Origin of the sequence: Paenibacillus sp. 79R4, from assembly GCF_013393165.1 — a bacterium.
Taxonomy (GTDB): Bacteria; Bacillota; Bacilli; order Paenibacillales; family Paenibacillaceae; genus Fontibacillus.
On sequence record NZ_QJOT01000004.1, the window covers coordinates 309,267 to 333,903 of the forward strand.

26 protein-coding genes are annotated in these 24,637 nt (G+C 43.3%); 3 read left to right on the forward strand and 23 right to left on the reverse strand.

Annotated features, from left to right (window positions below):
- Positions 1-102: 102 nt before the first annotated feature.
- The 5 genes from DMN77_RS07405 to DMN77_RS07425 all read right to left on the reverse strand — a co-directional run bounded on the left by DMN77_RS07405 (position 103) and on the right by DMN77_RS07425 (position 4,349).
- Positions 103-669: an NAD(P)/FAD-dependent oxidoreductase gene (locus tag DMN77_RS07405; RefSeq protein ID WP_068781881.1), complete on the reverse strand. Its 567-nt coding sequence runs from the start codon at positions 667-669 to the stop codon at positions 103-105.
- A gap of 197 nt (positions 670-866) precedes the next feature.
- Positions 867-1,193 carry a winged helix-turn-helix transcriptional regulator gene (locus tag DMN77_RS07410; RefSeq protein ID WP_068781882.1) on the reverse strand — a complete coding sequence of 109 codons (327 nt, stop codon included), beginning with the start codon at positions 1,191-1,193 and terminating at the stop codon, positions 867-869.
- A gap of 280 nt (positions 1,194-1,473) precedes the next feature.
- Positions 1,474-2,442, reverse strand: a complete 969-nt coding sequence (locus tag DMN77_RS07415) for a sugar phosphate isomerase/epimerase family protein (protein ID WP_068781883.1) — start codon at positions 2,440-2,442, stop codon at positions 1,474-1,476.
- Positions 2,443-2,503: 61 nt separating this feature from the next.
- Entirely contained in the window at positions 2,504-3,586 is a 1,083-nt protein-coding gene (locus DMN77_RS07420) for a Gfo/Idh/MocA family protein (RefSeq protein WP_179014208.1), read from the reverse strand.
- Positions 3,579-4,349, reverse strand: coding sequence for a sugar phosphate isomerase/epimerase family protein (locus DMN77_RS07425; protein ID WP_179014210.1), 771 nt, complete (start codon positions 4,347-4,349; stop codon positions 3,579-3,581). The genes DMN77_RS07420 and DMN77_RS07425 overlap by 8 nt, the downstream gene beginning before the upstream one ends.
- A 329-nt stretch (positions 4,350-4,678) precedes the next feature.
- Here DMN77_RS07425 and DMN77_RS07430 point away from each other — a divergent pair, with 329 nt between their 5' ends.
- Positions 4,679-5,509 carry an AraC family transcriptional regulator gene (locus DMN77_RS07430; protein ID WP_179014315.1) on the forward strand — a complete coding sequence of 277 codons (831 nt, stop codon included), beginning with the start codon at positions 4,679-4,681 and terminating at the stop codon, positions 5,507-5,509.
- Between the two features lie 100 nt (positions 5,510-5,609).
- Here the strand turns inward: DMN77_RS07430 and DMN77_RS07435 are convergent, their stop codons facing one another.
- Positions 5,610-6,413 (reverse strand): TerC family protein, encoded by an 804-nt coding sequence (locus DMN77_RS07435; protein ID WP_068781886.1) that lies wholly within the window; start codon positions 6,411-6,413, stop codon positions 5,610-5,612.
- Positions 6,414-7,053: 640 nt separating this feature from the next.
- On the opposite strand from DMN77_RS07435, the gene msrB reads away from it, so the two are divergent.
- Positions 7,054-8,037: a peptide-methionine (R)-S-oxide reductase MsrB gene (gene msrB / locus DMN77_RS07440; RefSeq protein ID WP_068781887.1), complete on the forward strand. Its 984-nt coding sequence runs from the start codon at positions 7,054-7,056 to the stop codon at positions 8,035-8,037.
- Between the two features lie 185 nt (positions 8,038-8,222).
- Positions 8,223-9,431, forward strand: a complete 1,209-nt coding sequence (gene hmpA / locus DMN77_RS07445; RefSeq protein ID WP_068781888.1) for an NO-inducible flavohemoprotein — start codon at positions 8,223-8,225, stop codon at positions 9,429-9,431.
- A 99-nt stretch (positions 9,432-9,530) separates the two neighbouring features.
- Here hmpA and DMN77_RS07450 read toward each other — a convergent pair whose 3' ends face one another.
- The 17 genes from DMN77_RS07450 to DMN77_RS07525 all read right to left on the reverse strand — a co-directional run bounded on the left by DMN77_RS07450 (position 9,531) and on the right by DMN77_RS07525 (position 24,597).
- Positions 9,531-10,034, reverse strand: a complete 504-nt coding sequence (locus DMN77_RS07450) for a Crp/Fnr family transcriptional regulator (RefSeq protein ID WP_068781889.1) — start codon at positions 10,032-10,034, stop codon at positions 9,531-9,533.
- A gap of 113 nt (positions 10,035-10,147) precedes the next feature.
- A complete protein-coding gene (locus tag DMN77_RS07455) occupies positions 10,148-10,807 on the reverse strand; it encodes a YitT family protein (RefSeq protein ID WP_068781890.1) in 660 nt (219 codons plus the stop codon).
- Positions 10,808-11,201: 394 nt separating this feature from the next.
- Positions 11,202-11,702, reverse strand: a complete 501-nt coding sequence (locus tag DMN77_RS07460; RefSeq protein WP_068781891.1) for a Crp/Fnr family transcriptional regulator — start codon at positions 11,700-11,702, stop codon at positions 11,202-11,204.
- Positions 11,703-11,806: 104 nt separating this feature from the next.
- Positions 11,807-12,160 carry a YolD-like family protein gene (locus DMN77_RS07465; protein WP_179014211.1) on the reverse strand — a complete coding sequence of 118 codons (354 nt, stop codon included), beginning with the start codon at positions 12,158-12,160 and terminating at the stop codon, positions 11,807-11,809.
- A complete protein-coding gene (locus DMN77_RS07470; protein ID WP_179014317.1) occupies positions 12,157-13,365 on the reverse strand; it encodes a DNA polymerase IV in 1,209 nt (402 codons plus the stop codon). The genes DMN77_RS07465 and DMN77_RS07470 overlap by 4 nt, the downstream gene beginning before the upstream one ends.
- A gap of 470 nt (positions 13,366-13,835) precedes the next feature.
- Positions 13,836-14,558, reverse strand: coding sequence for a hypothetical protein (locus tag DMN77_RS23795; protein ID WP_256872275.1), 723 nt, complete (start codon positions 14,556-14,558; stop codon positions 13,836-13,838).
- Positions 14,559-14,566: 8 nt separating this feature from the next.
- A complete protein-coding gene (locus DMN77_RS23800; RefSeq protein ID WP_256872276.1) occupies positions 14,567-14,851 on the reverse strand; it encodes a hypothetical protein in 285 nt (94 codons plus the stop codon).
- Positions 14,852-15,117: 266 nt separating this feature from the next.
- Positions 15,118-15,786 carry a hypothetical protein gene (locus DMN77_RS07480; protein WP_179014213.1) on the reverse strand — a complete coding sequence of 223 codons (669 nt, stop codon included), beginning with the start codon at positions 15,784-15,786 and terminating at the stop codon, positions 15,118-15,120.
- Positions 15,787-15,974: 188 nt separating this feature from the next.
- Entirely contained in the window at positions 15,975-16,445 is a 471-nt protein-coding gene (locus DMN77_RS07485) for a DUF6042 family protein (RefSeq protein ID WP_179014214.1), read from the reverse strand.
- 371 nt (positions 16,446-16,816) lie between these two features.
- On the reverse strand, positions 16,817-17,872 hold the full coding sequence (locus DMN77_RS07490) for a helix-turn-helix domain-containing protein (RefSeq protein ID WP_179014216.1): 1,056 nt from the start codon (positions 17,870-17,872) through the stop codon (positions 16,817-16,819).
- A 583-nt stretch (positions 17,873-18,455) separates the two neighbouring features.
- Positions 18,456-18,677, reverse strand: a complete 222-nt coding sequence (locus DMN77_RS24200) for a TnsA endonuclease N-terminal domain-containing protein (RefSeq protein ID WP_372775568.1) — start codon at positions 18,675-18,677, stop codon at positions 18,456-18,458.
- Between the two features lie 96 nt (positions 18,678-18,773).
- Positions 18,774-19,274: a hypothetical protein gene (locus tag DMN77_RS07500; protein WP_179014219.1), complete on the reverse strand. Its 501-nt coding sequence runs from the start codon at positions 19,272-19,274 to the stop codon at positions 18,774-18,776.
- A complete protein-coding gene (locus tag DMN77_RS07505) occupies positions 19,271-19,708 on the reverse strand; it encodes a hypothetical protein (RefSeq protein ID WP_179014221.1) in 438 nt (145 codons plus the stop codon). Before DMN77_RS07505 ends, DMN77_RS07500 begins: the two co-directional genes overlap by 4 nt.
- Before the next feature lie 20 nt (positions 19,709-19,728).
- Complete coding sequence (locus tag DMN77_RS07510; RefSeq protein ID WP_179014222.1) at positions 19,729-21,048, reverse strand: hypothetical protein; 1,320 nt, start codon at positions 21,046-21,048, stop codon at positions 19,729-19,731.
- 774 nt (positions 21,049-21,822) lie between these two features.
- On the reverse strand, positions 21,823-22,719 hold the full coding sequence (locus DMN77_RS07515; protein WP_179014224.1) for a DUF5677 domain-containing protein: 897 nt from the start codon (positions 22,717-22,719) through the stop codon (positions 21,823-21,825).
- Between the two features lie 17 nt (positions 22,720-22,736).
- Positions 22,737-22,940, reverse strand: coding sequence for a hypothetical protein (locus tag DMN77_RS07520; RefSeq protein ID WP_256872277.1), 204 nt, complete (start codon positions 22,938-22,940; stop codon positions 22,737-22,739).
- A gap of 721 nt (positions 22,941-23,661) precedes the next feature.
- Positions 23,662-24,597 carry a LysR family transcriptional regulator gene (locus tag DMN77_RS07525; RefSeq protein WP_256872278.1) on the reverse strand — a complete coding sequence of 312 codons (936 nt, stop codon included), beginning with the start codon at positions 24,595-24,597 and terminating at the stop codon, positions 23,662-23,664.
- Positions 24,598-24,637: the final 40 nt, after the last annotated feature.

Consider the following 24,637-nt stretch of genomic DNA (forward strand, 5'->3'; position numbering starts at 1 on the left):
ATATACTTCCACTCAGCACAGTACCTGAGATCACAATTCGATCCTTCAATAGACAAAAAGAAAGGCCCTTCATAATAATGAAGGCCTCTCCTATAATTTAAGTTATTTTAAAATGTCATGGTCAACATAACGTTCACCGTTCAATTCACTAATAATTTCAATTGCGACCTTGGCTCCATCGCCAGCGGTAATAATCGTATGAACGCTAACACCAGCTACTGTACCTGCCGCCCAAATCCGCGGCTTGCTGGTACGTCCGTTAGCGTCCGTGTCAATGACGGTCTTGATACGTGGCTCTCTTCCATCCTTCAGTGTAATACCGATCGACTTCGCTAAATCCGTAAGCGCACCCGTGGCCAAAATAACATGAGAAGCTTCATAGCTGCGTCCCGATTCCGTCTTTACGGTTATTTTCGTTTCACCATTTGTGTCTACGGCTATTACTTTCTCTTCGATGAACTTAGCGCCGAATTTCTCAGCTTGTTCACGGCCTGTCTGCAGTAAATCCGGTCCGGACGTCTCTTTGACACCGTAATGATTCTCAATCCAGGCTCTCTTCGTCATGCTTCCATTGCTGTCCAGTACAAGTGTCTCCTTACCTGCCTTTGCCAGAAACAAAGCTGCACTTGCCCCTGCAGGTCCTGCTCCGATTACTATTACCTCAGCCAAAATTACACCTACTCTCTATAATATTAGGGGTAGCTCAAAAAGTCTGCTTCTGATCACAAAGTGAATCAGACAGCGGCTCAGCATCCGCGTTTTGAAACAACGCACATCGGAAGCCTCAGCTTCGGTGCCAAACCGACCTTTCTGAACTAAAATGTTCGTGCCGCCCCCGTCACAGGTAGCGGCACGGCTTAGCCACGTTACTCAATCCACTCTTCCGCCCAGCATTGGACCTGGTCCATAACGGGACGCAGGGCGCGCCCTTTATCCGTCAATTCGTATTCAATCCGAACCGGTGTTTCTGGATACACATGCCGCACAAGTATACCCTCATTCTCAAGATCCTTCATACGTTCGGACAGCATTTTATCACTCATCGACGGGATGCCATTTGAAATATCTTTGAATCTCCTGGGTCCGTCCATTAAAGTTCGAATAATTAATCCGTTCCAGCGTTTCCCCAGCAAAGAGAAAGCCAACTCAAAGCGCGGACACAACTGACATATGGATGTACCGTTATCATCCATTACATTTCACCTCTTACCTATTTAGAAACAATTACTTCATGAGAAACATTGTCGTTAAAAACTTACAATAAGTTAGTTTGTTTCAGTTTAGCATATTTTTAAATAAATTAACACCGAGATTATACTTTCCTTAACATTTTCACATACTCGGTACTCTTAACATAGGCCTTAAATTAGTATACTATACAAAAAGTTTAGCAATTAAAGGAAACAAAAATAACGGCTGCCGTTTGGGGAGCCGTTATTTTTAAATCTATTTATAACCCGAGGTATTTATGATTTATACCCACCACATTTCAGCGGCAGAGTCCTCCATAATTACTTGCTGTAGATTGCGAACAGCCTTCGTGAAGCCTTCATCAATTGACATCAATCCATCCTCATGCTCGATGCTTACCGCATAATCATAACCATGCAGACGAAGCGCGCTGATAATATCCGCCCAGGTCTTCATATCATGGCCATATCCAACGGTGCGGAATTGCCATGCACGATCCTGCATTAAGGTATAGGATTGCATGTCGGTGATCCCGTGCATATTGACATTTATCGGATCAATTGTTGTATCCTTCGCATGGAAGTGGTGAATTGCGCCTGCCTTACCCAGGATGGCTACTGCCTGAACCGGGTCAATGCCTTGCCACCACATATGGCTAGGGTCCAGGTTAGCGCCGATCACTTCACCAACCGCTTCGCGAAGACGAAGCAAGGTGCCCGGCGTATGCACGGAGAAGCCGCCATGGAGCTCAAGACCGATCTTGACATGATGCTTCTCAGCGTAAGCCCCCCATTCCTTCCAATAAGGAATGACCTTGTTCTCCCATTGCCATGCCAGCACTTCCTGGTAATCGTTTGGCCAAGGAGCAACCGGCCAGTTCGGATATTTCGCATCCTCATGATCACCCGGGCAGCCTGAGAAGGTGTTCACAACAGGCACTTCAAGCAATTCAGCCAGCTGAACCGTCTTGACGAAATCATCATGATCCTGCTGTGCAAGTGCCTTCTGCGGATGAAGCGGGTTACCGTGACAGCTCAAAGCACTGATCATCAGGCCACGGGATTCCACCGCTTTCTTGAATTGCTCGCGAGCCGCTTTATTCTCAAGTAGAAGGTCTGGGTTGCAATGAGCCTTCCCGGGATTCCCACCTGTACCGATCTCTACTGCCTTCAAGCCACGGGATGCAGCCATATCCAACGCTTCTTCGAACGAACGATCTCCAAACAGAACCATAAAGACGCCTAATTTCATTGTATTTCCTCCTACCTTTATTTCTTGTTTATCATATGTTTAGTTCATAGTGTTTAAGCCATTAGTCAAAATATACTGCCTTGCCTCTCTTCGCCGATTCATAAATCGCCTCAAGAATTTCAGTAACTACGAGAGCTTGCTCCGGTTTTACGACCGGCTCTTTGTCTTCAATAACCGCTTCGATCCAGGTTCTCGCTTCACGGACAGCTTCATTCTCCACTTTGCCGTCATAAAACGCTACACCGCCGGCGCCAAGGTCGATCTTTGTGTCATACAAGCGGCTGTTCTTCTCGCCGTTAATGCGCAGACCATTCGTCATATCCGCTCCGCCTTCAGTGCCGCACAGCATCGTTCTTGCTTCGCCGATATCCACCATATTGATCGCCCAGCTTGATTCAAGAATAATGGTCGCACCATTCTTCATCGTAATGAATCCGAATGCAGAATCTTCCACCTTGAACTCTTCCGGATTCCATGGACCAAATGCATTTGCCGCATTCTCACGATCCCCTAACTTATGGAACACTTGTCCGGTTACACTCTTCGGCTCGTAGTTGTCCATCAACCACAGCGTCAAGTCCAATGCGTGAGTACCGATATCGATGAGCGGGCCCCCGCCCTGCTTCTCTTCATCAAGGAATACTCCCCAAGTAGGAACCGCACGACGGCGAAGCGCCAGCGCCTTACCCAGATAAATATCACCCAGTTCCCCTTCTTCGCACAACTGCTTCAAATACATGCTGTCATTGCGGAAGCGGTTCTGATATGCAATGCTCAATTTCTTGCCCGTACGCTTCGCCGCGTCCAGCATTTGACGAGCTTGCTCCGCCGTCTTGGCCATCGGCTTCTCGCACATAACGTGGCGTCCGGATTCCAGGGAAGCCACCGTGATCTCAGCGTGAGAATCGTTAGGCGTACATACATGAATCACCTCAACATCCGTCTCTGCCAGCAGTTTGCGAAAATCTGTAAATACTTTGGCGCCTTCTACGCCATATTCAGCAGCCGCCTTGGTCGCGCGTTCTTCGATAATATCGCAAAAAGCGACCAATTCAACTTGTTCTACCTGCGAAAGACTTGGCAAATGCTTGCCGTTTGCGATCCCGCCACACCCGATTACAGCTACTTTTATTGTTTTAGACATTTAGTTTTCCTCCTTCTTGTGCATAAGCGCGTATAAATTCCATACTGGTCTCGATGCTCTTCAATGAATCATTAGCACAATAATCCTGTTCTACAACCAGCCATTCAGCACCTGCCTGGATCGCAGCGTCAGCAATATCCCGAACATTCACTTCGCCCTGGCCCAGTTCAACCGTCTCCGGCGATCCGTCCGCCTTCTTAACGAGATCCTTCCAGTGAAGCAGAGGCATGCGACCGCTGTATTTAGCGATATATTCAAGCGGATCAAATCCCGCGAAGTACACCCAACATGAATCCAGCTCAACCTTGAGCAATTCTTCGGATACTTCAAAGAATATCGCATCAAGTACCGGCTTGTCCTCGAGCTTCTGTGTCAGCTCGAAATCATGGTTATGGTAGAACAGCACCATTCCCTCTTCTGCGCAGCGCTGGCCAATCACTTTCAAATCCTCTATCACTTCGTCCCAGCGCCCGCGGTCCTCTTCTGACAAATAAGGCATAGCCAAGTAACGGTTGCCGATAGCTTTGTTATAAGCGATCTCCTCATCCAGCGCATGGAGCAAGCGCTCATATGGTGTATGCGCACCTAAAGCAACAAGCCCTGTCTCATCAAGCAATGCCTTCACCTGCTCTGGCGTACGGCCATAGAAACCAGCGAATTCCACTCCCTGGTATCCAAGCTCGGCCACCTTTCGCAGCGTACCTTCAAAATCACGTTCCAAATAATCACGTACCGTATAAAGCTGTAATCCTACCTTCACCATATGATTCACCTCATTACGAATGATTGTAGACGAACACCGAAAATGTGTACTTTATAACTCACAACATCTTCATGTGCGCCGAATTCATAGGTCTTACTTAGCTAGTGCCTATCTTTGGCATTCAGCCAACGACACCACTCCTGAAAAGGATTTTTTATATTAGCACTACAAATCCAATGGTATTTCAAATCGCTTTCATTTAAAATGAATAATATGATTCAAACATGAACAATCTGGTCATTATTTTATTATTATTTAAAGGAGAATCAGCGATGGATTGCCGTAACCTTCAACTGTTAACTGCCCATGGTTCCCCTCGGCAAACCCGCATGGCAGCGCCGACAGAACGCTTGGACTTGCAAATATTAACCGCTAACTACTCTTCTCACCGCAAGCCTTTTCATATGGTGAATCCTGAAGGATTGCATAGTTATCTTATTCGCCTGCAGTCCTTCGGGCGCTGCCGAGCCCGTTTGGACGGGAAGCTAGAGCTGCTGGAACCGGGCGACCTGCTGCTGTTCAAGCCTGGCGAGCCCTACGAGCTTCGAATTGAAGCGGAACAGAACCAGCTCGGTGAGAAAATGGTCTCCAGCGCCGATTACCATATATTTTTATCCGGAGGCTGGGTCGATGAATGGTGGGAGAAATACGACCGACCGCAGAAAATCAAGGTTCCTTTATCCGAGGGGATAATTGGCGCCTTCCGGCAAATTATGCTCGAACAGCGACGGATTTCCAATCCTACACCTGAAATAGCCGAGTATTACTTAAGAATCCTGTGCCTGGATATCGATCGGAACTTCCTGCAGCAGCCGCTGCCCACTTATCCGTCGTACCTCGCCCACCGCATCAAGAACTATATTGAAGAGAATGCCGCCTCTCCTTTTAAGCTGGAGGATGCCGCGGCCCATGTTGGAATTAGCGTCTCACGAGCCGTCCACCTGTTCAAAGAGACCTTTGGTACAAGCATCATTCAGTATGCGCTGGAAGTACGATTAAATATGGCGCGGGAGCGGATTACCTTCAGCCCTTTGTCGCTGGAGCATGTCGCTGAAAGCTCCGGGTTTCCGAACTATAACTATTTTCATAAAGTATTCCGCAAGAAATTCGGAATGTCTCCCAAGCAATACCGGCAAACCACGCGCAGCCATGGGATATAACTGCTGATTTGAATTCGAATACCGGTTGTTACAAAAAACGCTGCCAGAAGCCATAGATGGTTTCAGCAGCGTTTTTTTATTATGTGAAAATTTGCCTGAATTATCCGTTTGCCTTGCTAGGCTTGTTCTCTACGATCTTCTTGCCCGACAGGAACCAGCCGCCGACAGCGATCAGGATTAGAACGATATAGAATGAGATCTTCCAGGCTGTACTCTCGGCAAAAGTTTCAGGTATGATGTGAAGCGACGGATGCGCCAAGGTGTGTACAGCCAGCTTAATCCCCACCCAGCCTACGATAAGGAACGCCGCGATCTCCAGGCCCGGACGGGAATGAAGCAGCTTCACGAAGAAGTTGGCTGCGAAGCGCATGATGATCAGACCGATAAATCCACCAAGCAAAATGACGATAAATTTGCCGCCATCCATGCCGCCGATATTCGGCAGACCGCTAGGTGGCAAGGCAACAGCTAGAGCAACAGCGGCCAGGATCGAGTCGACCGCAAACGCGATATCCGCCAGTTCCACCTTCAGCACCGTCCCCCAAAAGCCGGAAGTTTTCTTCTTTTTCTCCGGGATGTTCTCATGATCCTGTCCGCCCTCATTTTCAGCTCGATGGACGACCAGCTTGCGAACGATATGATTGATTGCCATATACAACAGATAGATTGCCCCGATCGCTTGAAGCTGCCATACGTCAACCAGGTACGAGATAATAAATAACGAGGCAAAACGGAATACAAACGCACCTGCCAAGCCGTAGAACAGCGCCTTCTTCCGTACATCCTCCTCCAGATGTTTCACCATAATGGCCAGAACCAGCGCATTATCCGCCGCTAGCAATCCCTCCAGCACTACCAGAACAATGAGCACCCAGCCATACTCCATCAGCAAGCCAATATCCATCTTTTTTCCCCCAATTAGTCAGTATAATGTTGTTATTGTGGCTCAAAGCTAATAAAAAAAGACCTTTACCGATTGCGGTAAAGGTCTTTATGATTAAACCTCTACCCTGCAATGGTAAAGGTCTCGCTAACAACTTGAAGTTGCCAATAAAGCCGGAGACGTTAATCCCGTAATGACGACTTTACTGAAACAGCTACTCCCCTTTAATCATTTAACACTCATATATGAATTCGTATACTATACCTCATAATATTATAAGATATAAATTTACCTGTCAATATATAACTTCGTGAACAAGCCTACTCCAATTATAAAGTAAGGGCTACGGCTGACCTTCGGATCGGTGGGGAATGCTAACGGAAATGAGAGCCGTTATATCGCTAAAATTGAGAGCTTCCAAATTCTAAAGGAAATGAGATGCGTTATTCGGGGCAAATTCGGCCTATGGCGCTCTCTTTTAGGCAGATAAGGTCCCCCAGTTCCGTTAGAATTCCTGATGGTCTTATTCCGGTTAAATAGCGGCGGTGATTTCCGTTAGCTAGGCTATTTGCCGGAATTATTTCGAATTTTACTTAAAAACAGGTATAATAAGTATCGACACATCCCAAAATCTTACTACTATCGAAACGGAGGGAAAAACATGAACCAAGCACCATTGCCTAATCTGGAATTGGCTACTTTTGCCGGCGGCTGCTTCTGGTGTATGGTGTCCCCATTTGAAGAGCTTCCGGGCATACACGGGATCATCTCGGGCTATACCGGTGGCCATAAAGAGAATCCAACGTATGAGGAGGTTTGTGCCGGGGGTACAGGTCATTATGAAGCTGTGCAGATTACGTTTGATCCGGCCGTTTTTCCGTACCGGAAGCTGCTGACCCTGTTCTGGCAGCAAATTGATCCGACCGATGCCGGCGGACAATTCCATGACCGCGGGGAGTCCTACTATACAGCTATTTTCTATCATAATGAGCGCCAGCGTGAAGAAGCGGAAGCCTCGAAGCTCGAACTGGAGCAGAGCGGACGCTTCGATAAGCCGATCGTAACGCCGATTTTGCCGGCCTCCGTCTTTTATCCGGCTGAAGATTACCACCAGGATTACCACAAGAAGAATCCGCTGCACTACAAGCGTTACCGAATCGGCTCCGGCCGGGAGGATTTCATTGAACAACATTGGTCCGGCCCTGCCGACCCAGACAAAATAAAGCAGGTTCTGACGCCGATTCAATATGAAGTGACGCAGAACAGCGCCACCGAAAGACCATTTACCGGCGAGTATTGGGATCATACCGAAGATGGCATTTATGTGGATATCGTATCCGGCGAGCCTCTGTTCAGTTCACTGGATAAATATGACGCAGGATGTGGCTGGCCAAGCTTCACTCGTCCACTGCAGTCCTACAATATCAAGGAGAAGGTGGACAAGAGTCATTTCATGGTCCGTACAGAAGTCAGAAGCCGTCAGGGCGACTCTCATCTGGGACATGTATTTGATGACGGCCCCGGCCCGTCCGGACTCCGCTACTGCATCAACTCCGCCGCGCTCCGCTTCATTCCGAAGGATAAGCTGGAGAGCGGAGGTTATGGAGAGTACCTGCCATTGTTCGAGCAGCAGAGCCAAAAGTAACCTATCGTTCAAAAACAGCGGAAGCCTTAAAGCTCACGCTGTTTTTTTGTGTGACAAATCTAATTGCACAATTTTTAAATTCACGTTTTGTAAATAATTGAAGTGACACCAATCACAATTATCGCTATTTCTATGTGCCTATACTTATTACTGTAAGATTTATCACATAGAAAGAAGGTGCCCCTATGCTTGATGCAAAGACCATTGAAATTATTAAATCGACGGTTCCTGTACTAGAGGTTCATGGGCAAACAATTACTAAACAATTTTATGAGACGATGTTTAAAAATCACCCTGAATTGCTTAATGTATTTAACCACGCCAATCAGCGTCAAGGCAAGCAGCCAACAGCTCTAGCCAACGCTGTCTACGCTGCTGCCGCACATATCGATCGTCTGGAAGAAATCCTGCCTGTTGTCAAAGGAATTGCCCAAAAGCACCGGGCGCTGGGTATTTTGCCGGAGCAATATCCGATCGTTGGCGAGAATCTGCTCGCCGCTATCAAAATGGTGCTTGGTGATGCTGCAACCGATGAGATCATCGAGGCCTGGGGCCAAGCCTATGGTGTCATCGCCGATGTATTCATCAGCGTCGAAGCTGAGATGTACCAGGCAGCTGAACAGCAGCCCGGCGGCTGGCGCGGATTCCGCCGCTTCGTCGTTGATCGCAAGGTTAAAGAGAGCGATGTGATCACCTCTTTTTACTTGAAGCCGGAAGACGGCAAGGAAATCGCCAATTATGTGCCCGGACAATACATCACAGTTAGGGTTAAACCGGAAGGTCAAGCCTTCACCCATCTTCGCCACTACAGTCTGTCCACCTCACCTGGTCACGCTTATTACCGCATCTCCGTGAAACGCGAAGAGGCCATAGCCGATAAGCCAGCCGGTATCGTATCCACTTATTTGCATGATGCTGTGCAGGAAAGAGACATTCTGGAGCTTAGCGCGCCGGCCGGAGAATTTACATTGGAATTGGAACCTTCCAGCCAGCATCCAGTTGTACTAATCAGCGGTGGTGTAGGTTTGACTCCGATGGTTAGTATGCTCGAGACCTTGCTGGAGCAGAACCCGGCCCACGATGTCGTCTATATTCACGCGGCTCGCAACGGCAGCCAGCATGCGATGAGAGCGCATATCCACCAATTGACCGAGGCGCATCCGTCCCTGCGCTCTTACGTTGTTTATGAAGCTCCGGCTGCTGGTGAAAGCTGTGACAAAAACGGCTATATCGATCTTCCTTGGCTGCAGACCGTTGCTGATTCCAACGCTGATTTCTATTTCTGCGGTCCTACTCCGTTCATGCAGGCCGTTAACCGCGCTCTTAAGCAATGGGGAGTTCCCGCTGAAAGAATTCACTTCGAGTTCTTCGGACCAGCGGATAGTCTGGATTAATTGCCCAGCCGATAACGATCCTATATATACAGAACCCCCGCGGCTCCAACGTGCTTTGCATCGCCAGATTACGCGGGGGTTCTTATTTTGTGATGTCGCTTATTTATTCATTTCCCGCAGCAAGCGATTCACCGTCTCACGTCTGATCCCGATCAATTGACCAATCTCCTCTTGCGTCAAATAATCGGTTAACGGAATACCGTTCGCATGCTGGCTCAGCCATTTATTCAATAGTTCCAACCGCTCCGCAGGCGTACCTACCGTCAAATGATCCAAGCGTTCCTGCATAAACCTGATCTTCTCCTGCAGCAGCTTGGCGATCTCAAGCGCCTTATGCGGATCCTCCTCAAGCTCCCGGTACCATTTCTCCGCAGGAATAACCTCGACTTCACTTCGCACCAGGGCTATCGCCGTTCCATGCGTCTCCTTTGGGGAGATTAAGGAATGATGCGGAACCATCTCACCGGGGTAAAGAATATTAAATAACACCATATTTCCATTTTCATGCAGTCGAGTCACTTTGAACAGCCCGCTCTTAATGTGGTACAGGTTTACGCCTTCATCCCCTTGATGAAACAGCACCTCACCTTTATGTAAAATCATATTAATCTCTCCATTCCCGCAAAAAAGATATATCCATATTATAGCAGAATTTCAAAACCTATGCCCGTTCGCAATCATCCGAAAAAAAGAAAACGACGTTGAAGCCCGGAGGCTTACGCCGTTTTCTGTTTCATGCCGTAAGAAACTTTGCGCGATGGCACTTCTTTACGACCATACTGTACAGTCCAGGTAATCATTTTACCGGCAATCAGTACCGCCATAATCGTGAACATCGTCTCTTTAAATGGCAAATAGAACAAGGATAACATCAATACGACCGCATCCATCAGGATGAACATCGTACCAATCTTGATGCCTGACCATCCACTTAACATCAATGCTAAAATATCGTCTCCGCCTGACGCTCCGCCGGCACGTAGAACAAGTCCAGCACCAAGTCCTGTCAACAGACCCGACACCAACGCCGCTAGCGGCAAATTGTTCGTTAGATCTATAGACAACGGTGAAAATTGCTCGAACAGTTCATAGAATGCCGAGAACAGCACCGAGGCGAACAGTGTATTTGCAATAAATTTCCAGCCTTTAAAAAATACAGCCACCATCATTACGAGAGCATCGAGCGCAAGCAACGATAACGCCGGAGGCAGATTCAATGAATACTTGCCTAACAGCGCCAGGCCAACAAAGCCGCCCTCTGACAGACCATTCTGAAAATTAATATGATAATACGCAAACGCCAATAAAAAAGTACCAAACATCAAAACTAATAACTGCTTACCGTCATACTGCCATCTTGCTGCTTTCTTCCTCATAAAGAATCCCTCTTATCGCAGATTGGTTGACCTCACGCCAACACCCTGCGAAGAAGATCCTTGAGGACTTCATACTTCGCATCATCACTCGCTTCTTTCGTAAGGGTATTGTCGCAAACCGACGTTCCACGTAAGAAGCTAAGTGTAAGAGAGATCACAACGTTTCCAAATCGTCCTTTGGGGATTCGTCCTTAAGGGACACATGGTATCCTGATCCTTTCTGTTTTTGATTCTATATTATTATACCACAATTCAGTTCATGACAAAAACGTCGCGCTTCTACCGCTAAGCAGGAAATACCAGCATTATGGCTCATATTAAACGCCGCATATCATACGGATCTTGTCATTCTTCCATTCTCAGCGATATAATGCTGAATCCGCCAGCGTAAATCCTAACCCAATGTTTTGAGCAGGCGATTCACCGTCTCGCGCCTCACACCGATCAATTGCCCAATTTCCTCCTGAGTCAGGTAATCGGTAAGATGCGTGCCCGGGACATGCTGGCTTAGCCAGTTCCCCAATAGCTCCAGCCGTTCGGCCGGAGTGCCAATTGACAGGTGATCCAACCGCTCCTGCATAAATCTTAGCTTTTCCTGCAGCTGCATGGCCACTTCCATCGCCTTGTCCGGATCATTCTTCATATCCTGGTACCATTGCTTTGCCGGAATAACCTCTACCTCACTTTGGACCAGCGCAATCGCTGTTCCCAGCACTTCCTTGGGTGAGACCAGAGAATGATGCGGAACAATCTCATCGGGATATAAAATATTAAACAATACCACATTTCCATTCTCATGCAGTCGTATTACTTTGAATAAGCCACTCTTAATGCGATACAAGTTCTCACATTCATCTCCCTGGTGAAATAAAGCATCACCTTTGTGCAAGATCATCAATTAATCTCCCCATTCAATCCAAAATGCTGTAACCCATATTATAGCATAATATGCGTTTGGCACCATGGGGCGGCCTTACCATACTTCATATCCGATTCGTCTTAATCGTCGGTGTATCCCGCCGTGAACTCGGCGCTGACAATATCACGCCATAACACCCATTCCATCCCGGCGTCTGTCCGTAGACACACCCGTCGCTCGCCAGGGTCCAGGCGAACAACGATTCCATTAAGATGATGCTCCTTATATTCACCAAATAAGCGAAGCGCCACCTCTCTTCCCTCCTGCTGCGATTCCATTACAATTCGCGAGACCCTTTCCAGCTCCTGTTCATCCAGCTGAACCCGCGTTCTCTTCTGCAGATAACGATTGCTGTTCAGGATCGCTTCCTTATGCTCCGGCAGCATCATCCGTGAGGATTCCCACAGCCCGTTCCCTTGCAATTTACCTGTCATCGATAATGTCCTCCAATCTTGCCGGCCCGATCTCTAGCCTGGCCTGATGCCGTTAGCGATACCGCCCGGAGGATAGCGGAGTCTCCATATCTCCGCTTAATCTCATCCGTTGCTCTCTCGAGTGCCTGATACTTGGGCCGCTCGTCAAACAAGGTTAATTGATAGGCGTCATCCGCCACTAATCCCGACAGGGTAACCCCTACCTTGCGTACAGGAAGATCGTCCCAATGCTTGCGGAACAGCACCATCACCGCCTCGTAGACCTGGTTAGTCACATTCGTCGGATCGGACAGCTTCAATTGCCTCGAAAATCCGGTTGGTCGGTCGAAATCCGCTCCTCGGCAGCTGATGCTAACCACACTGCCCATGAACCCTTTGTCCCGGCAACGCCGGCAGACGAGCTCGGTCAGCTCCAACAATGGAATGGCAATCGTCTCCAAGGAATAGTAATCCCGCGGCAGCGTCATCTCATGGCCAATAGATTTGACGCCTTGATGGCTATTCGGGTTGACGGGGGAAGGATCGATGCCGTTAGCCAGACGCCACAGCACCTCCCCATTCACTCCGAAGCGGGCTTTCATCCGCTGCATCGGCGCGTTGGCTAAATGACCGATGGTTGGCAGGCCCATATTCAGAAGATGCCGTTCCATCCGCGAACCAACCATCAGCAATTTCCGGATCGGCAGCGGCCAGAGCACCTCCTGAAGCTTATTCCGGGGAAGCAGATAGATGCCATCCGCATTCTTCTTGGCGAAGTTGTCGCAGGCCATCTTGCTCACCGCCTTGTTATAGCTGACTCCAAAACGGCAGTATACTCCTGTATTACGCAAAATCTCAGCCTGAACCATACGGGCCAGAGTATCCGGGTCCCCGAATAAGGATAAGCTCCCGGTTATATCCAGATGCTGTTCATCAATACTGTAAGGCTCCACCAGATCGGTAAATTGTCTCATAATCTCTGTTATCTGCAGCGATACATGAATGTATTTCTCCATTCTTGGTCTCATCACCACGAGCTCAGGACACTTCGCCAGCGCTGTTCCCACATTCTCAGCGGTCGTCACCCCATACCGTTTGGCGATCGGACAAGCCGCCAGCACAATGCCGGAACGGCGTTCAGGATCACCTGCCACGATCAACGGGCGGTCCTGATATTGCGGATGATCTGCCTTCTCCACACTGGCGTAGAACGACTGGCAATCAATTTATCAAGACTTAATTTTTGAAAATTATTAATAATGTTGATCTAAATCATTGTTTATATGAATATGTCGATAATTATCTTCTTATGACGGGTTGTAATACGAAGTGCGACAGTTACTAATAATTTTTAAAGGAAGTGAATTGGCAATCCATTTTCTATATTAACGTTCCTATTGCTATCATCGGTATTGTAGTGTCCATTTGGGCAATTCGTGAATCAAGAGAAGAATCGTCTTCTCGCTTTATTGAATTTCTTCCCCTCTTTTATCCTTCATTTTTGAGTAAAAGAAAACTTGGCTACATACTTATTAACGTAGTCTCGTTGCGATATATTTTCTTGGGTAGAATTATCGAATACTTTCATAGCAACTCTTGAAAGGATTTTTTATAAAAGAACACGGGACCTTAAAGGAGGTCCCGTGTTTAATTTTCTATTAGATTTGATTTTGTTATTAGGTTAAATCAGTTGTGGTTATTCCCTATCCTTGCTAAACAATAAATCCAGAATCTTATCATCCGCCTTACGATTCTTCCCTTTGTATTGGTAGCAGTGAATATGAATGACTGGATTAAAGTTAATTTCGATAATACTGTAGTTATGATCATTTGCCTCATCTTTATAAGCATCAATCATCATATCTACTCCACAGAATGTCGCTCCAACTGCTCCTTTAGCCGATCTAATGGCTAATTGTTTATAGCTGTCTGGAATGTCATCAGTATAGTCAATGCTGTCCCCACCTGTACTGATATTAGAATTCTGACGTAAATAAACGATATCACCATTAGTTGGAATATCTTCAGCCGTTTTACCTTGTCCTTTTAAGAACAGTTTTTCAGCATCACCTAATTGGATTCGTTCAAGTGGAGTTTTATATCCCTTTCCTCTAAGCGGGTCTTTATTTTTCTCATGAATTAATTGGGCAACGGTGTGTACCCCATCCCCGATCACATTTGCGGGAACACGATGTAAGATTCCGACTACTTCATCGCCCATGACTAGAAAGCGATACTCTTTTCCCGTCATGAATTCCTCTAACAGTGCTGTACGATCATAATCAAAGGCTATCTCAAATGCCTTACGATAATCCTCTTCTGTAAACTCACCAGTGAATATCGTAATCCCAAGCCCAAAATTAGTGGATTTAGGTTTTATAACAATTTGTCTACCTAAATAATTTGCAAACGATGACATGGCCTCTTCTATATTGTGTACGCTTCCCCGTTCGGAACACGAATACCATTATCTCGTAGAACTTCTTTTGTAACGATCTTATTCTCCATGATAAGTACGGTGCTATAAGAATCTAATGAGGTTTTAGTCGCCTGCTTCACATATTCAATCTGATCTCCTTTCTGTAACCGGATAAAATTCTCTTCTCGGTCGAGGATGTCAAACCGAATTCCGCGTTTGATAACAGCCTTAAGTAAAAGTTGCGTAGATAATTCCACGTCTTTATGACCCGCAAATTGATAGCCCACTTTCATACTTTGCTTCTTGTACAGCTTTGCCTGGTTCAAATGATAAGTTGAATAAGACGATTTTTCAATTTCTGATCTGACGATAGATGCCCTGATTATAAATGCGTAGAATATGAGGCAAAGAATTTTCATCTGCCTCTCTTACTGTTACATTTGCCAAGGATACTCCTCCAATCGGTACATTAAGCAAACAGACATTTGATTATTCCAAAAATGATTAGGCAATACTATTGAAGAAAAAGGTAAATGTTGTTAAATCCATTCATTGAGACTTATTCTGATCTTGCCTTTTTAGGTTTCATTAGGTTCTTTAGTTCTTCTCGAGTAGCCCCGAGTGATTGATTGATCCAAGTGATCGTGCCATACTTAGTTTCATGGTTTAGATCGCACTCAAAGCCAAACTTACTGTAAAATTGCTCCGATCGGTTGATGTGATCCCAGTCGACACTCGAAATCCAACCAGTGATAAACCGGATATGCATCTGGTCGACAAGCTTCAAAATGGCATTCATTGTGATTGATCCGTAGCCGCGACTAACTCTGTCACCTTCAATTCGTATGTCCGCAATCTCCATACGCAGGGTTTCAGGGTAGATAACCAGGAAAGCGTTCGAGTCAGGTGCCTTAACCCCCTTCGGAGTAATGATCCTTATACGCAAGTGAATATTCCTATCATCTATATCGTCTTGGTACACCAAACGATAGATTATTATAGTTTCACCATGTCGGTTCTGGTCTACATGGATTACCTTATGTCCTTCATTCTCAATATTATCGGTCTGCCATTGAATTTCGTAATTAATATCATCCTTTTGTTTTAATGGGATTGGCTTATATTCACTTTTTAGCACTGGGAACGGTTCGCTGTCTCCAAATAACTCCTTCAATATATCAGTAAGCTGCTTTGAGCTTTTTTCATCAAACGGTTTATACTTTTCCATTTAATCACTCTTTTCTAATAATATTTCACTAACCCTATGTATAGTAAAGATTCCCTACTCGTTACTCGAACCCCTTCTTCATTTCGACTAGATTCAACACATATGCAGTCGCAAAATATTTTTAAAAGCCTCGTCTTAGAAGACGAGGCTTTATGTCAAGTACGCGTAGCTTTACCGGGTTACATTTTCTATTTGTCAAAATAATCTACTGGATTTGGAAATGGATTTATTGCTAAATCGAAGTATTCAACATTATCTTCAACGATTTCCATTAATATATTAAATTCCAAAAATAAAGCTAGAGCTTCTTCTATGTTACTCGGATAAGAGTATCCATTCATCTCTAACCGTTCTTTTACTGAAAATTCACGCTGATATGATACTAAAAAATCTTCCTCCTCTTCTTCTGTTTCAAAACTATCTTTCAAAACTAATGTATTGAAATCTTCTTTATCCATATACTGATCAAGTTTCTCGAGAACCTCGGATTTCGTGAGTCCCATACTTATTAAATGAGCTAACGTAGTGATTAATTTTGCGTCATAAACTGGAAGAACCCCCATCCAACCATTATCAAACAATCCAGTTGGTACAGGTGTAAAGTCTTTGTCGATACCATTATGCTTTATTAAACTTCTTACCGTAACCTTTTCTTTCATTTTAAACCCTCCTTTATGCAAATATAGTTAATAATATTAAATACCTACCTTTAAGGATTTAATTGATATAGCGAGAGAATAATAAACAAAAAAAGTCTGCAAGCAGAACTCGCAGACCACTTTGACCGATACTTTCGGATTTGTTAACAAATATACCCATTATTCTCACCGGTGTCAAGAGACCATACTCTCTTCCTCGAGGTTAGAAAATTAGATTGATCATTAATATAACTCTACTAAACAAATCGGCAATGAGACTAAGTTCGTGCCTGCAGGGCCGTTATGGGGATGCCCCAAGGCTGCCGGCACAGAACGGCCTTCGAAGATTTGGTGGACCAGCTACGGACCCTAATGCTGAAGTTTCTAGAATATCATTCGGTAGATACATCTTTAATGTCCATATACCTAGTTAATTCTTTAGTATCGCTGATATCCAAAAAGTTCATAAGTCGAAGTAGATTATGGCTGTCCGGTGTGGTATCTCCAGATTCCCATTTTTGATAAGTGCGAATTGATGTACCGATTGCTGTGGCTACTTCTTTCTGAGTGTACCCTTCACGATCGCGAATATATTTGAGTTCAATATTATCAAATTCCATAAGCTGCGGGCCTATGTGCAAAGGAGTCCATAGCTCCTCAACATCTTCAGATTCATCCCATAGATTCAATCCCCAAATAGCTGTCTTTGGACCAGCCTCTATGAAAATCTTGCCCTTGAAACGTTTGTTTACTTCAGCCCATACTCGCATTGGGTTTTTTATTTTAAGCCCGATCCACCTAAGTATTGGTCTCCCATCGTCATCACATGGGAATGTACCAGAAACTTCGAACACCTGGCCCTTCCGACTGATATATTCGTATGTGTAACTTTCTTGCAGATAATAAATTATCGGTGGAAGTCCGACACTTTCAAGTATATTGTTATAGGATACAATAAACTTCTTCGGCATTTTCTCTGCACCTGGGAAGGACTCTGTCAGATCCAAGTAGTGCGACCATTTAAAAAGAAACTCAGTCTGGCATCCCATGCCTGTTTGTTGATGAGGATAGTTAAATATTTGTTTCATTGTGAGTTGATGGTGATAGTGCATCTTCTCTATAACGCTGTATAGAAGGTCCGTATTTTCTGCAACATTCTTGGCTAACCTTGGCGTACTATATATACCCATGATGTATTCATTAAGATCACCTATATCTTCAAGGCTGTTTATTTCCGGTTTGTAAAAATAGAAAGGGATGCGCTTAAGAAAAACTTCTTTGGGCACTGACGGAGCGTTGAAATATAGTCGGTTATCACTTTCACCAAGGTATGGAAATATCTCTTCTCCGATGGTTTCGTGTCTATCCATATAAGACAAGAGTTTTTCGACTTTCTCTGGATCACTAATATAATTTCGTATATGACTCTCTGCAGTAATGATTGACATTTTTCCACCTCCACAATTCATGATTCAATTGTAACATGAAGAATTTGGGTATTATAGACGTCTCATTATCCGTTAAATTAAGGGGTGAATTCGTACGATCTTGATTTTTCTTTGTATCCGTCAATATATAAGGGTTAAACACGTCAATTGTTTCGCCAATCTCTTCATATTTTTCGGTTGAGGGGCATCTTTGGGCGGATCTGAATTTTATTATGATATTGATCTTGACTGCTGAGCTCTCTCTCCCGCATCGATTTGGAGGAGTTTCAGGCCCAATTTGAGAAGCATTAAAAAAGTCGAATACTAGGGTTACTTACCTGGTACTTCGAACAGTATTCGATCAAGACTTCCAGAACAGAGTCCTTGATATGAAACTGCCTGATCTTGTCTCGCTTCGTTGGTGCCTAAAGTGTCGATATTTCATCTGAATGAATACTTTACCTGCGCGATTTTACCACCGAAATATGAATAAATAACTATCTAATCGGCAATGAGAGCATGTTCTTGTCCATCATCAGCAAAGGGATCAAGTTCTTGTTCCCTTAAAATAGAAAAACCACGCGGGGCGTGGTTTCTTAAAGGACTATGTTCTTGTCCTGTGACACTTCATGTCGGTTGACTTTTCTGTTACAACTTCATATGTAAAGTTGTTTTCAATACAGTAAGCCCTTTGTGCCTCAATCTGGCGCAGAGTTCTATCATTCCAAGGATCATTTTTGTTTAGTTCTGCTTCATACTTTACCTCGCGATATATTTCTGACCCATCATAATGTCTAATCCACATATCAAATACACTCGTGTGCAGAACAGAGTCTTTTTCTGATTCATTCTATTGCTTTTAGAACCATCTCCCATTGAATTCTCACGTTCCTTCACTTAAATATTATTAATAATCCTTATCTCATGGTATTGTGACCACCCAAAGCCTATGTGTATCCCTCAGTGTCTCTTTCTCGTTGCGGTAAATCGTCCTAAAATAGTTTAGACGAAGATGACCTTCTATCAAATGATATGGTTTACCCATGTTTGGATGTGAGTTGTTCTGGTATACAATAATAGGCACATTCCATGTCCTATGCTCAAGCATATATTTCTGCAACCATGTTTTATCATGCCGTTCATAAATCTGATACCCCAAGGAATCAATCATATCAGAGTAATATGACTTGATGTTATTGAAAATATCTTCTTTTGACCATAGCTCATCGTTAAAGACCATCTTTCCAAACCCTAGGAACGAATAATCGTTAATTTGAGAATAGTGTCTATAAATCCAACTCTCCAACGCACACTCAGGAAAATTTGGCAGTTCCGATGCAACACGTAACTTATACGCATCGAATGGCTCTTTATCGAATCCTTCACTAAGAGGTCTAAGCCGTTCAATCAAATCTTTACTCATGATATTGCACCATTATCGTTCATATTTTTGATGACTTTCTTATAGAATAGGTCAAGCATAATCGAAGTATGATCATCCGTATAGGTCTCCCAGTATGGCATTCTATACCTGTAATTCTCATTGAACTTTTGATGTAAATGCCGTTCTTTTGTAATGACAATATCATCTACTTCATTGAATTGTGAGTATGTGATATCTATAATCGTTCCATCACATTCAAGCCATGCATGGCTCATGAATTCTCCATTACTACCGTGATATTCTCCGCCAACTAGCTCCACAGAGATATAGCCTTTTTCATATAAATATCTATGCAATATCCACGATGCATCTTGGCAGCATCCATGTGGGAAATTATTGTATGGGAAAGGTAAATCCTCCGTGTGCAAGATCGCTTTATAGAATTGTCTGATATCCTTCTTAAGTTCTTCCATTTGTCCTCCCAAAAGCATTACTAAAATAAATTAGGGTATTCTTTCTTAAAATCAAAATCGTCCCCCAAAAGTTTTTTCGCTTCCTCCATCAAATGATTATGTTGTGATACAGCGTACCTTCTTTGGTAACACTGTTCATTATAATTTGCTTCACTTAGTAGATCCTTGAATTGATCTCCAGTAAAGTTCTTATAATAAGGTTCAATACAATAATCAAAAGCTTGTTCAGCCGAACTATACTGACCACTGTGAACGTAATAACTAATCATGTTATCGTAAAATTGTGATACGCATTGATTTCTTTCAGACAATTGATATAGAACTCTAACCTCATTTAATTGTAGTTCGTAATTGTGAACGTAAGGTTGGTTATGGTAATAATAACTTTGATCCCATAATTTTTCTTCGAGCATATTGAGATGTTCTTCAACTGATCCTGATAGAAAATGAGCTTTAATGAGTAATTTGAAGTTATCCCGGATTCGGTTTCTTAATAGTTCCGCCGCGTGATCGCTTAATAAAGGGTATACATTCGGGTATAGAGTTAAGAAATCTACGAACTTATTAATTGTAAGGCTATTGTCCAAAAACACGCTAAAATAAGTACTCTCATTCTTTATGTACGGAAATAAGATGCCCTCGTTGTTTTGATAAATGATTATGAGTACCTGGTAATTAATATCTCGATTTTTTCTTTCTTTATCGCCATTATTCCTAAAAACAAATTTCCATAAATTCTTAAAGATATATTCTGTCAATTCCTTATTAAAATGCTGCAAGTATTTAGACTGAATATAAGTTTCAAGCCTTTCTGAATTTGCAAACTCATTTTTTATTCGCTCTATCTCTTCCATGAAAGGGATAAATACATTTTTCGATAATATTGGACTCTTGGTCAGTAATCCTTCAAGCATACTGGTAGTGAGTGACACCGCTAATTCAGTATTAGGTTCAAATAATATATCTATTGAACTAATAACAGGGTGAGCCGATAAATTCCGATAATTCTTCAAAGTTATAATATGAGTATAAACATCATTTTCCAAAAGCTTTGCTTCCCTAAATGACTTTTCAATTAAACTACCTTCCCATGCCGGTGAAACTGGGGCATCTTCCTTCTCTGCATTTAGATCTTCCAGTATTTTTCTAGCCTTTTCATCGTTATGTATATCCCTTAAATCCATTAGCTTAAATATTAAATCGCATATTACCACCGAATAAAGCATAACAACTGCTGATCTATAGTTTTTATGTTCAATTGAACTGACGACTTCGTTAAAATATGACCTGGTCTTATGGTGATATATTTTTTCCTTCAACTCATTTATTGACTCTAACACAATAGCATTCCTCTCATCTCAAATTTTGGGGTTAATGATCCTTATTAATAACTCTTTAAGGTATTCTGGTCTGGTTCATTACATGCTCCACAATTTATGTGTCTTTCAAAACCCAAAAGAATTTTGGGTAATGCTTTGCCTAATACTCCAGAGATACAGATCCTGTGTTGACCTTGACCTGTACCGTAATGCCTACATTTGTTTTTGTAAAAGTATATAGGAAACATTCGCTCTGGCTGCTCCAACATTAACTGATTAATATACGGGCAATGCCTCGGATTTGATTTATCTTCTTCTTTATGATCCCTAAGATCATAAAGACCTTGAAGAAACAATGAACATTGTTTTGAGGGATCTTTTATTGCATGACAATTTCCTGCATGTAAAGAGAAACTAACGCATTTGCCGTGAAGATTGAAATCCTTCACATGTATTTTCAAGTTATCCAGATTGAAGAGTTCATAACTCCACTCATCTGTATTCAACTTTAGAAATCTATTTATTCGATTCCTATTTATAAAGGTTTTTCTGATTAGAGACATGCTGTGCTCCTTAGAACGCTCGGATATTCCATTCTTTTTGACGCTTATTTATTGGACTTCTATCATTCATTAAGGCAAATAGGATTAGTACGAACTTGCAGGTAGCCGAGGCTCAAGCTAAGAAAATTCGTCCTATCCTATCAATCAAACCTATTCAGATGGAAGCATTAGAAACAATTTATGTTAATCATTCCGTATAAAAAACACCCTTGATAAGGTGCTTTTTTATACTTTATTCCTTAAAAAGTATTAAAGGTTTCCTAGATGTCACATTTTTATATATGTCTCTTATCCCTAGGTAAAATATAAAATATGCTGCCCTCTCTGTCGGCTTATAGAGAGTAATTAATTCTATAGTTATTTTGTGTGTCCAGGTCATCGCCCAAGTGCAAACTAACTGAATACTCTCTGGCATTCGAATTTGTTTTAACCCTCTATTTGAAAGATTTCTAAATGAATCCGTTCCATGTATTTTAGAAGACCAATTGCGATAAAGTAACTCGTACTCTGCGACTACGCCTAATCTGTCAGCTAACTTCTGAATATTTCCGGGTCCATTATATAATGAGTACCAGTTTGGAGGTACTGTCATACCTCTCTGAACCCTATCCCATTCAATGTTTACCTCCTTAAAGGGCTCGCTGTTTAGTAATTTGCGCAATGCTGTTAATTTCACAGTATTATCAGTACCCTTAAAAGTAACCTTATAAGAATTTTTCTCTAAAGTCCTTTTGAATTTTCTCCCTCCACCCTTTACGTTCGTCTTGTTTAGTTCACGGCTTTTTGCTTTGAGGGTGCCGACTTGGTATGATAATGCACGCTTATAAGATTCCTCTTGAAGGATATATAATATGCTTAAATAGTATTCAAACGTTGCTCTAATGATTGGTATAGCGGCCTCAGAGCAACCCTGCCTGACAAGCACTGAGATTCCATCAAGAAGCTCAAGATAGTCTCTTAGTAATACTATCAGTGTACTATCTATAAATTCATCTCTTGGATTGTCAATAATCATTTCAATTACAGTTGTTCCAAAATCAACCTGCGAATCTATAGTGCTAGCAAGAGTATCTAGTAAACCAACTAAATCAACATTTTCAATATTTCTTACTACTTTAATTTTGCCCATAATAAAAGCACCTCCTTTTACCCCGCATATTTAAACGTACACAGTCCGCGAAGAAGCATCTCACCGCCGATTCTCACGCTATTTTCCGTTATATCCTCGATTTTTCCGCTTCCGACAAGCTCATCTACGATAAAAACAACGATTGTCGACTGTTCCATTTTCGCAGTATAAAGGTGTATGTCAGATGACAGCGGTCGCATAAAACGTGATTTTCGCGTCATTTCGACAGCTCCTTTTGTATGTTTTCAACTATACCGAAATTTTACCATATTTGCGGGGAGTTTTAATGTTTTCTTGTAATATACCTTTAGGAAAAGAAAATAAGATAATCTTATGAAATGATTAATTTACAGTTACTAGGTACTCATCCATCGTAACTATTGAGCTTTTGTTACCTCTACTTTAACAAATCGGCAATGAGACTAAGTTCTTGTCCATTATCGGCAAAGGGATCAAGTTCTTGTCTCGAGCAAAGGACAAGAACTTGATCCCTTAAATTAGAAAAACCGCGCGGGCCGCGGTTTCTTAAAGGACTATGTTCTTGTCCTTCGACAGATCCGAATCATAATGAATGCTCTCCTTGTCCAACCTGTTGATCTTCAGGATATGTTGATGTCGTCCTGATCATCGTCATAATACAAGCGATATATGATGTACTGCCGCCAAAACCCCTTTCAAGACGTCTATTATCTTTAACTTCTCCTCATCAGAGATTGAATGTGTCAGCAGAAAACTTTATTCCACGCGCCTATTCGAATAGTCATACCGTCAGACTCCCTAAAATAAGTTTTAGACTGAGCCTAGAAAATGAAACAGCGACAGCCAAGGACGAGAAAATAAAGTCCTAGACTGTCGCTATTTTGTTGAGCTAACGTACCCGTTAGCTTAACGAAACAGATTAATATTCTAATCGACATTGGTCCATGTTCTTAACCTTTTCAGCTATGGAGTTAAGTTCTTGCCCTTGGTCGGAAAAACTAGTTTCTCATTCTGTGAACCAAAAACTGCGCTGGTTGCTTCTATGAAAGATAACATGATTGGTGAAAGCCACTTGTCTTTATGCCACAACATCTGTGTATATACCTGTAAGTCCGGAATCTGCCATGGGAGGACAACAAGTTCTCCGCGTTCAACTTCGGATTCCGCGACGATCTCAGGAAGAAAGGCAATACCGATTCCTGAAATTGCACATTGTTTAATGGCTTCAGCACTTTGAAACTCTAAATATGTAATGCTATCAATGCCCTCTTTCTCAAATGATCGATCAAACATAGTTCGATAAGGACAACCCTTTTCATTCGTCAGGAATACTTCTCCGTGAAAATCTTCCAACTGAAGCACAGTTCGTTTGGCGAGTGGGTGATCTGGAGCAGCTAACAATCGGAAATGTTCTTCCAGCAAAGGTTCCACGGAAAGTCCACTCGAGCGAATGGGTTCATCCAACATATAAACAATATCCGTGGTTCCCTCAAAGAGCGTTTGCTTGAGCTCTTGATTCGGAACTGAGCGGAAGATTAGACGAACTCCCGGATGCTGCGAACGAAACCGTTGGAAGACAGGTGGAAGCCGGTAGGAGCAAATAACCTCATTCGCACTTATCGTTAAGGTACCACTTAGTTTTTCATTATCATGGACAGCACTACGAGCTTCGTCCATTTTTTCAAGAACGCCTTGGGCGTGTGTTAAAAAGCGTTTACCCGCAGTTGTGAGCGCGAGTTGCTTGCCCAATCGATCAAAGAGGCGAACACCTAGCTCATCTTCCAATGCTTTAATTTGCATCGTGACGTTGGAAGGAACGTAGCTCAGCACTTCTGCTGCCCGCGTGAAATTCAATGTTGTTGCAACCGTACAAAACGTATTCAGTTGACGCAATTCCATCCGATGCTCCCCCTTCATCTTTCAATTTTATTGAATGCTA

What these genes read in the sequence shown, in the direction of transcription:
- DMN77_RS07410 (WP_068781882.1), bottom strand. Translation starts at nt 1,193, where the DNA reads ATGGATGATAACGGTACATCCATATGTCAGTTGTGTCCGCGCTTTGAG.
- DMN77_RS07415 (WP_068781883.1), bottom strand. Translation starts at nt 2,442, where the DNA reads ATGAAATTAGGCGTCTTTATGGTTCTGTTTGGAGATCGTTCGTTCGAA.
- DMN77_RS07420 (WP_179014208.1), bottom strand. Translation starts at nt 3,586, where the DNA reads ATGTCTAAAACAATAAAAGTAGCTGTAATCGGGTGTGGCGGGATCGCA.
- DMN77_RS07425 (WP_179014210.1), bottom strand. Translation starts at nt 4,349, where the DNA reads ATGGTGAAGGTAGGATTACAGCTTTATACGGTACGTGATTATTTGGAA.
- DMN77_RS07430 (WP_179014315.1), top strand. Translation starts at nt 4,679, where the DNA reads ATGGCAGCGCCGACAGAACGCTTGGACTTGCAAATATTAACCGCTAAC.
- DMN77_RS07435 (WP_068781886.1), bottom strand. Translation starts at nt 6,413, where the DNA reads ATGGATATTGGCTTGCTGATGGAGTATGGCTGGGTGCTCATTGTTCTG.
- msrB (WP_068781887.1), top strand. Translation starts at nt 7,054, where the DNA reads ATGAACCAAGCACCATTGCCTAATCTGGAATTGGCTACTTTTGCCGGC.
- hmpA (WP_068781888.1), top strand. Translation starts at nt 8,223, where the DNA reads ATGCTTGATGCAAAGACCATTGAAATTATTAAATCGACGGTTCCTGTA.
- DMN77_RS07450 (WP_068781889.1), bottom strand. Translation starts at nt 10,034, where the DNA reads ATGATTTTACATAAAGGTGAGGTGCTGTTTCATCAAGGGGATGAAGGC.
- DMN77_RS07455 (WP_068781890.1), bottom strand. Translation starts at nt 10,807, where the DNA reads ATGAGGAAGAAAGCAGCAAGATGGCAGTATGACGGTAAGCAGTTATTA.
- DMN77_RS07460 (WP_068781891.1), bottom strand. Translation starts at nt 11,702, where the DNA reads ATGATCTTGCACAAAGGTGATGCTTTATTTCACCAGGGAGATGAATGT.
- DMN77_RS07465 (WP_179014211.1), bottom strand. Translation starts at nt 12,160, where the DNA reads ATGACAGGTAAATTGCAAGGGAACGGGCTGTGGGAATCCTCACGGATG.
- DMN77_RS23795 (WP_256872275.1), bottom strand. Translation starts at nt 14,558, where the DNA reads ATGTCATCGTTTGCAAATTATTTAGGTAGACAAATTGTTATAAAACCT.
- DMN77_RS23800 (WP_256872276.1), bottom strand. Translation starts at nt 14,851, where the DNA reads ATGAAAGTGGGCTATCAATTTGCGGGTCATAAAGACGTGGAATTATCT.
- DMN77_RS07480 (WP_179014213.1), bottom strand. Translation starts at nt 15,786, where the DNA reads ATGGAAAAGTATAAACCGTTTGATGAAAAAAGCTCAAAGCAGCTTACT.
- DMN77_RS07485 (WP_179014214.1), bottom strand. Translation starts at nt 16,445, where the DNA reads ATGAAAGAAAAGGTTACGGTAAGAAGTTTAATAAAGCATAATGGTATC.
- DMN77_RS07490 (WP_179014216.1), bottom strand. Translation starts at nt 17,872, where the DNA reads ATGTCAATCATTACTGCAGAGAGTCATATACGAAATTATATTAGTGAT.
- DMN77_RS07500 (WP_179014219.1), bottom strand. Translation starts at nt 19,274, where the DNA reads ATGAGTAAAGATTTGATTGAACGGCTTAGACCTCTTAGTGAAGGATTC.
- DMN77_RS07505 (WP_179014221.1), bottom strand. Translation starts at nt 19,708, where the DNA reads ATGGAAGAACTTAAGAAGGATATCAGACAATTCTATAAAGCGATCTTG.
- DMN77_RS07515 (WP_179014224.1), bottom strand. Translation starts at nt 22,719, where the DNA reads ATGGGCAAAATTAAAGTAGTAAGAAATATTGAAAATGTTGATTTAGTT.
- DMN77_RS07520 (WP_256872277.1), bottom strand. Translation starts at nt 22,940, where the DNA reads ATGACGCGAAAATCACGTTTTATGCGACCGCTGTCATCTGACATACAC.
- DMN77_RS07525 (WP_256872278.1), bottom strand. Translation starts at nt 24,597, where the DNA reads ATGGAATTGCGTCAACTGAATACGTTTTGTACGGTTGCAACAACATTG.